Here is a 10,718-nt window from a genome sequence, read left to right as displayed (position 1 = left end):
GGGCATGCGCCACGATCGCCTCTACGAGTGCCCGGCCCACCCCGGAGCGCTGCAGCCCCGGATCCACGGCCAGCATCCTGAACTCCAGTTCGCCGTCCCGGGCGATGTCGGCATACTTTTCGCCGGCGCGGGCAAGGGTCACTGCCCCGGCAACTTTCCCGTCCCGCTCGGCCACCCAGATTTCCGCATGTTCTGCCCGGTGGGCCACGTCGGAGACATGGACCAGATAGGGGTGGTCCGCAGCCGGGAAATACCCCGCGGCCAGGTACGCCTCGCGCGTCAGGCGCTCCACGTCGTCGTAATCTGCTGCGGTGGCGGGGCGGATGGTGATGTGCATGTGCTTGGGAGGTGTCCTTGCAGGATCAGGGAACGTACGACGGCGGGGCTTGCCTGACTAGTTTCGCGCACCGCGGGCCGTGCGCGCCAATGCGCCGGCGACGGGCAGTTCCCGCTACGCCTGATCCCGGCGCCGGGCAATCCCCCGCTACGCCTGATCCCGGCGCCGGTTCGCGGCCGGGCACGTGGCGGCAGCCTCAGCCGGGCTGGCCACGGTACTTCGGCCCGGTCACTGGGTTGGACACTGGCGGGAGCAATTCCGGGTGGACCCGCCGCTGCAGGGCGGCGAGGGCCTCGGCGGGGAGCGCCAACAGGCCGTCAAGTTCTTTGCGGGCCCGCGAGTAGGCCAATTGCCGTTCGGCGGGGGTGGCGGCCCGGTCCACCGCGATGGTCAGCAGCCGGCGGGCGGTGTTCAGCCGCAGCCGTTCGGGACCGCTGAAGTGCTGGTCCTGGATTCGGCGAGCCTCGCGCTCGGCAATGTCGAAGGCGACCTCGTAGGCCCGCACCGACTCGCGGTATTCGCGCAACCTCTCGTCTGTCGCTACTTCTTCCGGAGTGACCGGCCGCAACCCGTCGGCCATGCGCTTGGCACGCAGGAACGCCACCGTGAGCGGTTCGCGGACGTCGGACATCATCGGGAAGTCAATCAGCTTGGCCACATCCAGCTCGTAGTCCAGCCAGCGCGCGTTCACCGCGTCGTGGTCGGCCATCACCGCCGCGGTGTCGCGAAGGCGCTGCTGTTCGGCCGCAGCGGCGGCGGTCCGGCGGTCGGCTTCCCGCCGGGCTGCCTCGGACCTGGCAGTTTCGCGGCGCTGTCCACCAGCCCAGCCTCTCCCTTGCCGCCGACTGCTGGCCTTGGCGCGCTGCCCCAGGCCGGAGACCACGGCGAAGCCAACCCAGATGAACCACCAGGGGAATCCGTCGGCAAAAAACTCGTTCACAGCCGCCTCACACGTCCATCATCCCATCGCACGTGACGGCAGTCACTGTTTTGTCGCAGGGGGCCATCAAAGCGGTCCGAGTTGGTGGAAACGACCGGCGCCCCGGCTGCATGCGTGCAGGGCCGGAAACCTGAAGCTGGCGGCGGTGTGGAGCTGCCGCCCATCGAAACCGGTCCTCATCGGCGAAACCGGCAGAAAACGTCGAAACCGGCGCTAAGCGACGCTGTTGTGCAGGATTACGGCCCGCTTCGGGAAGCGAGCGGTGGCGGTTTGGAACTGCCGCCCATCGAAACCGGTCCTTATCGTCGAAACCGGCGGAAAACGTCGAAACCGGCGCTTAGCGACGCTGTTGTGCAGGATTACGGCCCGTTTCGAGAAGCGGCTGGTGGCGGTTTGGAACTGCACGGCCGGGGCTGCGGCAGCATCGCGGCTAACGAGGCCGGTCGGGGCGGCGGTACGCGCTGCCGTCCCGCTCCCGTTCCAGGAAGCCGTAGTCAACCAGGGCGCGGCGGAGCATCGGCACGTCGGGAGTGAAGACGGCCAGTTTGGCGTTCAGCTCCTTTTCGGCCATGACCTCATCACCGCCGGTGACGCGGTCCCGGATGTAGCCGAGCAGTTCCAGCCGGTCGGAGGCGCGGGCTGGCAGCACCAGCAGCCCGTTGGCCAGGAAGCGTTCGGGCCCGGCCCGTTCCGGCGGCCGGGCCGCAACCAGTGTTGCCTTGAAGACGTCCGGGTCGACCGTGAGGGCACCGCCGTCGTCCATCACCAGGCCGGAAGCGAGCAGCTTCTGCCGTTCCTTGGCGGACATCTCCGGCTGTTGACCCAGCACCAGTGCCGCATACAGTTCTCGCAGCCGCTGGCTGGCCAGCGTGGAGAGGATCCGCTGCCAGCTGGGCGGTGCCGGCTTCTCCCCCGTCACGCCGTGCCGGTTTCCAGCAGCCGGCGGAACCCGTCCTCGTCAAGCACCGTCAGTCCCAGGGATTCGGCCTTGTCCAGTTTGGTTCCCGCATTCTCGCCGGCCACCACATAGCTGGTGTTCTTCGAGACGGAGCCGGAGGCCTTGCCGCCGCGGATGATGATCGCTTCCTTGGCTTCGTCGCGGCTGAAGTTCGGTAGCGTCCCGGTGACCACCACGGTCAGCCCCTCCAGTGTGCGCGGCATGCTTTCGTCCACGTCGTCGGCCATCCGCACCCCCGCGGCCGCCCACGCGTCCACAATCTCCGCATGCCAGTCCTCGGCGAACCACTCTTTCAGCGCGGCCGCGATGGTGGGGCCCACCCCGTCCACGTGCGCCAACTGGTCTTCGCTGGCGGCGCGGATGGCGTCCATCGACCCGAACGCCGTGGCCAACGCCCGTGAAGCGGTGGGACCAACGTGCCGGATCGACAAAGCCACCAGCACGCGCCAGAGCGGCTGCGACTTGGCTTTCTCCAGTTCCTCGAACAGCTTCCTGGTGTTGGCCGTGGGGACCGAGGGCTTCTTGGCGGCGGCTTTGGTGTAGAAGTATGGCACCAACTCCGTCTCGCCCGTGGGCACGCCCTTGACCTTCTTTTCGCGCCGGATCCGGACGTCGGCCAGGTCTTCGGGGGTAAGGCTGAAGATCCCGGCCTCGTTGGTGAGGGGAGGCTGTTCAGGTTCGGCTGGCCGGGTCAGCGCGAAGGCGGCCTCATAGCCCAGCGCCTCGATATCGAAAGCACCGCGGCCGGCCAGATGGGCCACCCGCTCGGTCAACTGCGCCGGGCAGGACTTGGCATTCGGGCAGCGCAGATCAACGTCGCCTTCCTTGCCCGGAGCCAGCGGGGTGCCGCACGAGGGGCAGTCGGTGGGCATCACGAAATCGCGCACCGGCGGATCCTGTGCATCCCGCAGGGCAATCACCGGGCCCACAATCTCGGGGATGACGTCGCCGGCCTTGCGAAGCACCACAATGTCGCCGATCTTCACGCCCTTGGCCTTGACCACGTCCTGGTTGTGCAGGGTCGCCATCTCCACAGTGGAACCGGCCACCTTCACCGGCTCCATGACTCCGTATGGGGTGACCCGGCCGGTGCGGCCCACGTTGACCCGGATGTCCAGGAGCTTCGTGTGGACTTCTTCGGGCGGGTATTTGTAGGCCACGGACCAGCGCGGCACCCGGGAAGTGTGGCCGAGCGCGCGCTGCAGCCCGAAGTCGTCCACCTTGATGACGATGCCGTCGATCTCGTGCAGCAGGTCGTGGCGGTGTTCGCCGTAGTGTTCGATGAAGTCCAGCACCTCGTCGTAGCTGTCCACGACTTTGAAGTAGGGGCTGGTGGGCAGTCCCCACTCGCGCAGCAGCGCGTAGGTTTCCGACTGGCTCTCCGCGACGAGACCTTCGCGGGCGCCGATGCCGTGGACGAACATGTGCAGCGGCCGCTCCGCCGTCACCTTCGGGTCCTTTTGCCGCAGCGACCCGGCGGCAGAGTTCCGCGGATTGGCAAACGGGGCTTTGCCCGCTTCGACCATCCGCTCGTTCAGGGCCAGGAAATCCTTGGTGGGGATGAAAATTTCGCCGCGGATCTCCATTTCGGCGGGGATGTTGTCACCGGTGAGCCGGCGCGGGATCTCCGCAATGGTCAGCGCGTTGTGCGTGATGTCTTCGCCGGTGGTGCCGTCGCCCCGGGTAGCCGCCCGGATCAGTTCGCCGTTGCGGTAGAGCAGGTTCACCGCCAGCCCGTCGATTTTGACTTCGCTGAGCCAGCGCAGGTTCCTGCCGTTGCCCAGGCTATCCACCGACGCGGAGGCCCGGTCCACCCAGGCCTTGAGCTCGTCCAGCGAGAAAACGTCCTCCAGCGAGTACATGCGCTGCAGGTGTTCAACCGGAGCGAAGGCGGCTGAAACCTCGCCGCCAACCTCCTGGGTGGGCGAGTCATTGGCCACCAACTCCGGGTGCAGCGCCTCGATCTCCTCCAGCCGCCGGTACAGAGCGTCAAATTCGGCGTCCGAGACAAGCGGGGTGTCCTCGTTGTAGTACGCGTAACGGTACTTACGGACGTCCTCGGTCAGCTGCTCGTATTCGTTGCGGATTGTCTCACTCGGGATCCCGCTGGCAGGGGTTTCGACTGTGCTCACCTGACTATCTTGCCGCAGAAGCGCGGTTCAGGCGACGACGGCGGATCGCTGCCCGCCCGCGCCGGACCGGCAGCGGCTTAGTCTTCCGCGTCGGGCAATTCGTCGAGCAGCGGCAGGTCGGCTGCGGTCACCAAGTGCGAGGTCACGGCGTGCTCGACCAGCCGCGCGCGCCGGTTGGTGGCAAGCTTTCCGCCGCCCCCGCGCAGTCCGGCGACGCCCACCCGGTCCAGTTTGTCGCAGACGTTGTCCAGCTTGCGGTTGAACTTGGTCAGCGGCCAGCCCAGCCGGGCAGCCGCCTGCGAGGACGAGGGAATCGAGCTCAGTCCGGTGCCGTCGCGCTTGAGCATGGGTTCGGCCAGGGCCAGGATCAGGGCCTTTTGCGAGTCGGTGAACACCACCGGGCCGATCGTGGTCTCGCCCACCGCGTCCGTGTCCCGGTGCTCTTGGCGGAACGACGGCGTCTTCACGTGGACCGACAGCTCGTAGGTGGTGGGCCCGGCAGTGAAAACGATGTTTGTCTGGCTAAAGACCATCGGGATCCGCGCCCCCGGTGCCAGCCATGCCTGCATCCCTCCGGTGTAATCGGCGATGGTGGCGGAGATCAGGGAGCCCACGTTGGCCAGCCACCAGATGCCGTCGTAGTGGGCGATCTGCAAAAACTTGCGGTGCAGGTAGGGGTTGTCATCGATCTCCAGATCGCCTTCACGCCCAATGGTGAACACCTCATCGTTCTTGGCTTCATACCATTCGCCGCAGAACTCAATGCTCACGTCCGCCACCGGAATCCCCCTTGTATCGCCGCACGAATCGAGTTGATCGTTTCACAAAGCCGTTTGCAACCCTATTCTGCCGCAGCTAGGCGTCGGCGCAGCCGCGCACAGGATCCGAGGCGCGGCCGTTGGCCCGCACCACGACCACTTCAATGCAGGTGCGGTCGTTGTCCGCCAACGGCAGCGTAGCCTCCGGTTCGTCGGTACGTTGGGACTCCCCCTGGCCCAGCGCGGTGACCGGTGTCCAGATGAACAAGTCGCCGTCACGCGGGTCGGGATTGGTCCAGCTAAAGACGGCCTCGCCGCCTCGGACCCGCCCATCCAGGTCCTCGGGCGGTACGACATTGCCGGACAAGCCTTCCACGGCGTTGGCCGGCGGCCGGCTAACAGGCGTTTCGGCCACCGCGGCGTCGGGTTCCGGCTGGCTCATCACGAAGGCGGCACCGGCGACCGCTGCCGCCGCGGCGGCCGTCCCGGCCGCCCAGGCCCAGCGACGGCGAGGTGTTGCGCCGTCGGAACCGGTCCAGTCGTCCTGTTCGGAATCCCGCAGCACGGTGGCGGAATCCGGCTCCAGTTCCAGGCGCGGTCCCGCGACCCCGGCGGGCATCGGTGCCGTGCGCTCCGGGAAGGCGGAGCGGGTGGCTGTTGGCGCCGCGGTGGGGTCGATGGAAACGACTCCGCGGACGCGCGTGGCCTCGCCGTCGTCGTCGCTGTCACTGGCGGCGGCCGACGGCGCTTCCTCCAACACCTCGAACGGCGTCACCGAAAGGTTCAGTTCCGTCTGGACCCGCTGCAGGGCCAGCGCAAAGGCATACGCCGATGTGGACCGTGAGGTCGGTGACTTGGCCATCGCCGTCGCCAAGGCCAGTTCCAGCGATCCGGGCACGTCGGCGCGCCGCAACGGGGGCAGCGGCGCATGGGCAATCCGGTCCATCAGTTCCCGCTGGGAATTGTTCCCACCGGGCTGGATGAAGGGCGACCGCCCGGCCAGCAGGGTATAGACCGTCGCTCCCAGCGACCAGATATCGCTACGGGTGCCATTGCCGGCGTTGCCCTGGAAGGCTTCCGGCGGGGACCACGGGATGGACATCCCGGCGTCGTCGTGTGCGCCGTCGGTGCTGGACGAGATCCCGAAGTCGGTCAGGGCGGGCCGGTTGTAGTCGGTCACCAGGATGTTGGCGGGTTTGATGTCACGGTGGGCGATTCCCGCCCGGTGGGCAGTCTCCACGGCCGAGGCCACCTGGATGCCGAGGGCCAACACCTCGTCCACACCCAGCGGGCCCTTGCGGTACCGGACGTCCAGGCTTGGCCGGGAGCAGTACTCCATCGCCAGATAGGAATGTCCGTCGGCGGTGAGGTTGGCCTCGTAGATCGTGACGATGAACGGGTGCGTGGACAATTGCGCCATGAGGTTCGCTTCGGATTCGAAGCGGCGGCGGGCATCCTCGGTCTTCAGGTCGGAGAGCAGTACCTTGACTGCCACCCGGCGCTTGGGCCGGTCCTGTTCGTAGAGGTAGACATCGGAAAAGCCGCCGGAGCCCAGCAGCCTGACGTAACGGTACCCGTCAATGGCCGGCGGCGGAGCCGGGGGGCGCTTGACGCTCACGGCAGGCCCTCAAAGCGCAGGCAGATGCCGTCGCCCAGGTCGGCGATGTCCCCGTCCAGCAGCATGACTGCCTCCCCGTGGCCCAGCCGGCGCGGCGCTTGCTGCCCGCGAAACAGCACGGTCCCGTTGGTGGACTTCAGGTCCGCCAGAATCACGTGCCATCCTTCCAGCCTGACTTCCACGTGCGAGCGCGAAATATCCCCGCTGGCACTGTGCACCGATACGAGGCGCGGCATCACGCTGCCCTGGACCCGGTTGGCGGACGGCTGCCGGCCGATGATCACCGGCCTGTCCAGTTCCACCACCTCTCCGGTGGACAACCGCAGGTGACCGAGGGAGGGGCGCTGGACCTCCTGCGCGTCCTCGTTCAGCACTCCCCCGCACACGGAACATGCGGAACTGGTCGGCGGGTTGGCATGACCGTGCCGGCACGACCTGGCCAGCACCATGGGCGCGGTGCTCGGCGAGACCGACGACGGCGGCGACGGCGCAGCGGCGGGGGCGGCCGGCACATGGGGCAGGTCGCGGCGCATCAGCGTCTGCCCGTCATGGTCGCCGTCGTAGCCGCTGTGGTTCCCGGCGCGGTCACCGCCGGGGCCGCTGTGCGCGTCCTGAGCACGATCATCCGTGGCGGGTCCGGCAGGGTGGCTGGCCTGTTGATGCCCGCGGTTGACCGCAGCTGCAGGCTGGGATCCCTGCACCGCTTCCACCGCCGCCACTGGAGCCGATGCTGCCGCCGCGGCCCGGGCGGAGGCGGACGGCGTCAGCCAGGGAACAGCGTTGATCAAATCCAGCGGTTGGGCAGGTTTCCCGGCCGGTCGGTCTGCTGACGGAACCGCGCGTGCAGCGCCACCGTTCCGGGCCGCCTCTCTAGCTGCGGGCCGCGGCGTTGCCGGACGGTTGGCCTGCTGCGCGGCTGGGTGCACCACCGTCTGGTCCAAGCCGTCATCGGCTGCCGGGATCCCGGGTTCGGCGCGGCCGCCGGCCATCGGCTCGTCTGCGGGCACTCGTTCGCCGGGGTCACCGGCGCGCTCGGAGTCGTCCTCCGGCGCATAGATGCTGGTCATTTCCAGGTCGTCGGGCAACTCGGCCACGTCCGAAACGACCGCGTCGAAAGCGGGCAACTCGGCCACGTTCGAATCGGCCAGGTCGGAATCGGCCACGTCGGAATCGGCCACGTTCGAATCGGCCACGTCGGAACCGGCCCGGGGTCCGGACATCCGGTTCGCCGGCCACTCGGCCGCGGCAGGCTCGCCAAGCCTCGGCTCGGCCAGTGCAGACCCGGCAACCGGAGCCAGCGCAGGCTCCGCTCCGCCGCCCGGCCGCGTCGATCCAACCGAATTCTTGGGGCGGGCTGGCCCGGCGGCGAGGGCCGGACCCACCCGAAGGGTTCCGAGCTGCACCGCGCCGGCACGCAGCGGCAGCCACGGCCCCTGGGGTGCGGACCGGTTGGATTCCTCGGAACCGGTGGCGATAAGCACGCTGTCCGCCGCTAACCGCCCTTCCGTCCAACTGGAGACGCCGCGCCCGCTCAAATGCTTCCCGTCGGCCTCGGTGGACACCACCACGTCACCCCGGAGCACCGCATGGACGCCGTCCTTACAGCAGACAACGCCAAACTGCGGCATGGCGGACAGGTCGGCCCCGCAGCCGGAAACGATGGTACCCAGCAGGGTTTCGAGCGGGGCGCCGGCCTCCAAGGCCCGCCAGAGCTGAAGCACCAGGTCCTCGGAAGCCCCCGGTTCAAGGAGCACCGCTGTCCGGCCACTGGCCAGTCCAAGCCAACGGCCCGGACTGTAAGCCAGGCCCGTCATTCAGCGTCCCCCTCGGCGCCTGCCTGCCCGGGGGCCGCCAGCCGGGGAAGGGTGGTCGTATCCTCCTGCCGCGGCGCGGTGGAGGCGTCCTCGACGGAGCCCGCGGGACCGACGGCGTCGACGACAATCACGGTGATGTTGTCCCGCCCGCCGGAGCGCAGCGCTGCCTGGATCAAGGAATCCACGGCGTCCTGCGGACGGGTCAGGGAGGTCAGGATGGTGTACATGTGGTCGTTGCTGACCTCCGAGGTCAACCCGTCGGAACAGATCATGATTCGGTCCCCTGGTTCCACCGGCACCATCCAAAAGTCCGGCTGGTTGTCTTCTCCGGTGCCCAGTGCCCGGGTGATGACGTGCCGGCGCGGGTGCACCAGGGCCTCCTGAGCCGTGATTTGTCCGGCCTCGAGCAGTTCCTGCACTTCGGAGTGGTCCACGCTGATTTGTTCGAGTTTGCCGTGGTTCAGCCGGTAGGTGCGCGAATCGCCAACATTGAACACCAACCAGTAGGGCACGCCGCGTTCGGAGACCAGCGCAGCACCGGAGACGGTCGTACCCGCCCGGGAAGCCGCCGCGGTCCTGATCCGTGCATCCGCCCGGGAGATCAACTGTTCCAGCTCGTGCGCGCCCAGTTCGTGGCTGGCCACGTAGTCGTGCATGGTCTCCACACAAATGCGGCTGGCCACTTCGCCTGCCTCGTGTCCGCCCATTCCGTCGGCGACCACGAACAGCGTCCCATCGGCCAGGTACGCGTCCTCGTTCAGCTTCCGCCGCAGGCCACGGTCGGTGCCAGCGCCGACCTCGAGCCGGATGGGGCCGGTTCCCGCGTCAGTGTTCATGCTCGCCCGATGGTGAAGCTGCGGTCACCGAACTCGACCGTCGCGCCCGGCTGCGCGGCCGCAGGATCTCCAGGTGCCAATTGCCGGCGGACACCGTCAACGCCGGTCACCGCGGTGCCGTTGGTGGAGTTGCGGTCGGTGACCCAGACGGTGCCGCCCTCGACGCGCAGCATCAGATGCGTCTTGGAGACCGAGCGTCCCATGTCCGCGAAATCGATCAGTTGTTCAATGTCTTCGCCTTCGGCCGCGGCCGGGTTGCGCCCAATGAGGGCCGTCGTTTCAAGTTCCACGTCGCGCCCGTCGTCGAAGGTAATGGTGATTGGACCTGCCGGTGCATCTTCGGTGCGGACCCGCGTGGCAGCGTGCTCTTCGTCTGGATGGCTGCGCCGATCCGCTTCCCCTGCTGCACCCGTCGCCACCGCAGCGTGCGACGGCGGTGCCTCCCAGGTGCCCGGGTGACCGTCTCCCGCTGCGTGCGACGGCGATGCCTCCCAGGTGCCCGGGTGACCGTCTCCCAATGCGTGCGACGGCGATGCCTCCGGCGCGCCCGGGTGGTCAACAGCAACTGCAGCGGGCGAAGCCACTGACACAGCTCGGCCTGCGGGAACCGCCGGCGCTGCCGGTGAGGCCAGTGAGTCCGGGGCCGGCTCGGCGGTGAATCCGGGGATCGCCGAAATGAGCCGGGAAGTCTCCGCCGCCGGCGCGTCCAGGGACGGCCGATGCTGCTGCCCGGCCGGTGCCGCGCCGGCAAAACCGACGTTGGCGTCCGTGCCCTCCGGCACGAAAGCCGCGGGCCCGTACAGGCCGCCGGTGGCCAGCGGGTCGCGGCCCTGCGCCACGTCCAGCACCAGGGTCTTGGCCACTTTGTCATGCCAGCCCTGACGCTTGTGGTTGCGGTCCCAGAGGTTGGAGATCACCACCACGACGGCGCCGACCGCAAACGCCAGCCCGCCGACGGCGATGATCAGACCGCGCAGGAAAATGGCCCCCCAACCTGGGGCATGGCCGTCTTCGTTGGAAGTGCGCAGGCCCAGCAGAAGGTTACCGGGAGTCTTGCCGGCGGTGGCCTCCCAGCCCCAGAGCCAGATGGTGTAGGCCAGCGACACCAGCGACGCCAGCCCGGCCCAGAGGAACATTGCGCCCATCGCCGAGGCTGCCGCAGAGGTGCCGCCGGACGCCGCTGCGTCCATCACGGCCGGAACGCTGGCGGCGTAGGCGGCCAGCATCAGCACGGTCGGCGGAATCTTGTCGATCAGCCACGCCCCCAGCCGTTTGCCGACCGGGGCGCTGACCAGATTCAGTCTTGCTGCCACGTGCTGCTCCCG

The 10,718-nt window shown here is 68.3% G+C and carries 9 protein-coding genes; all 9 read right to left on the bottom strand.

Features of this window, described 5'->3' with window-relative positions; translation table 11 throughout:
* Window positions 1-337, bottom strand: a 337-nt coding sequence (locus tag AC5RWT_RS29860) for a GNAT family N-acetyltransferase (RefSeq protein WP_494083369.1), incomplete at its 3' end; no start/stop codon positions are given.
* 196 nt (window positions 338-533) lie between these two features.
* Window positions 534-1,277, bottom strand: coding sequence for a hypothetical protein (locus AC5RWT_RS29855; protein WP_494083368.1), 744 nt, complete (start codon window positions 1,275-1,277; stop codon window positions 534-536).
* A gap of 430 nt (window positions 1,278-1,707) precedes the next feature.
* Entirely contained in the window at window positions 1,708-2,196 is a 489-nt protein-coding gene (locus AC5RWT_RS29850) for a DUF2087 domain-containing protein (RefSeq protein WP_494083367.1), read from the bottom strand.
* Window positions 2,193-4,367 (bottom strand): NAD-dependent DNA ligase LigA, encoded by a 2,175-nt coding sequence (gene ligA, locus AC5RWT_RS29845; RefSeq protein ID WP_494083366.1) that lies wholly within the window; start codon window positions 4,365-4,367, stop codon window positions 2,193-2,195. Before ligA ends, AC5RWT_RS29850 begins: the two co-directional genes overlap by 4 nt.
* Before the next feature lie 77 nt (window positions 4,368-4,444).
* Entirely contained in the window at window positions 4,445-5,146 is a 702-nt protein-coding gene (locus tag AC5RWT_RS29840) for a hypothetical protein (protein WP_494083365.1), read from the bottom strand.
* A 76-nt stretch (window positions 5,147-5,222) separates the two neighbouring features.
* Entirely contained in the window at window positions 5,223-6,743 is a 1,521-nt protein-coding gene (locus tag AC5RWT_RS29835) for a serine/threonine-protein kinase (RefSeq protein WP_494083364.1), read from the bottom strand.
* Window positions 6,740-8,557: an FHA domain-containing protein gene (locus AC5RWT_RS29830; RefSeq protein WP_494083363.1), complete on the bottom strand. Its 1,818-nt coding sequence runs from the start codon at window positions 8,555-8,557 to the stop codon at window positions 6,740-6,742. The genes AC5RWT_RS29835 and AC5RWT_RS29830 overlap by 4 nt, the downstream gene beginning before the upstream one ends.
* Window positions 8,554-9,393: a PP2C family protein-serine/threonine phosphatase gene (locus AC5RWT_RS29825; protein ID WP_494083362.1), complete on the bottom strand. Its 840-nt coding sequence runs from the start codon at window positions 9,391-9,393 to the stop codon at window positions 8,554-8,556. The genes AC5RWT_RS29830 and AC5RWT_RS29825 overlap by 4 nt, the downstream gene beginning before the upstream one ends.
* Window positions 9,390-10,718, bottom strand: a 1,329-nt coding sequence (locus AC5RWT_RS29820; RefSeq protein ID WP_494083361.1) for an RDD family protein, incomplete at its 5' end; no start/stop codon positions are given. The genes AC5RWT_RS29825 and AC5RWT_RS29820, both read right to left, overlap by 4 nt.

This window comes from Arthrobacter sp. Dra40, assembly GCF_059091905.1.
The sequence above is the reverse complement of the archived record's forward strand: the minus strand, read 5'-3'. Positions and strand labels throughout refer to the sequence as shown.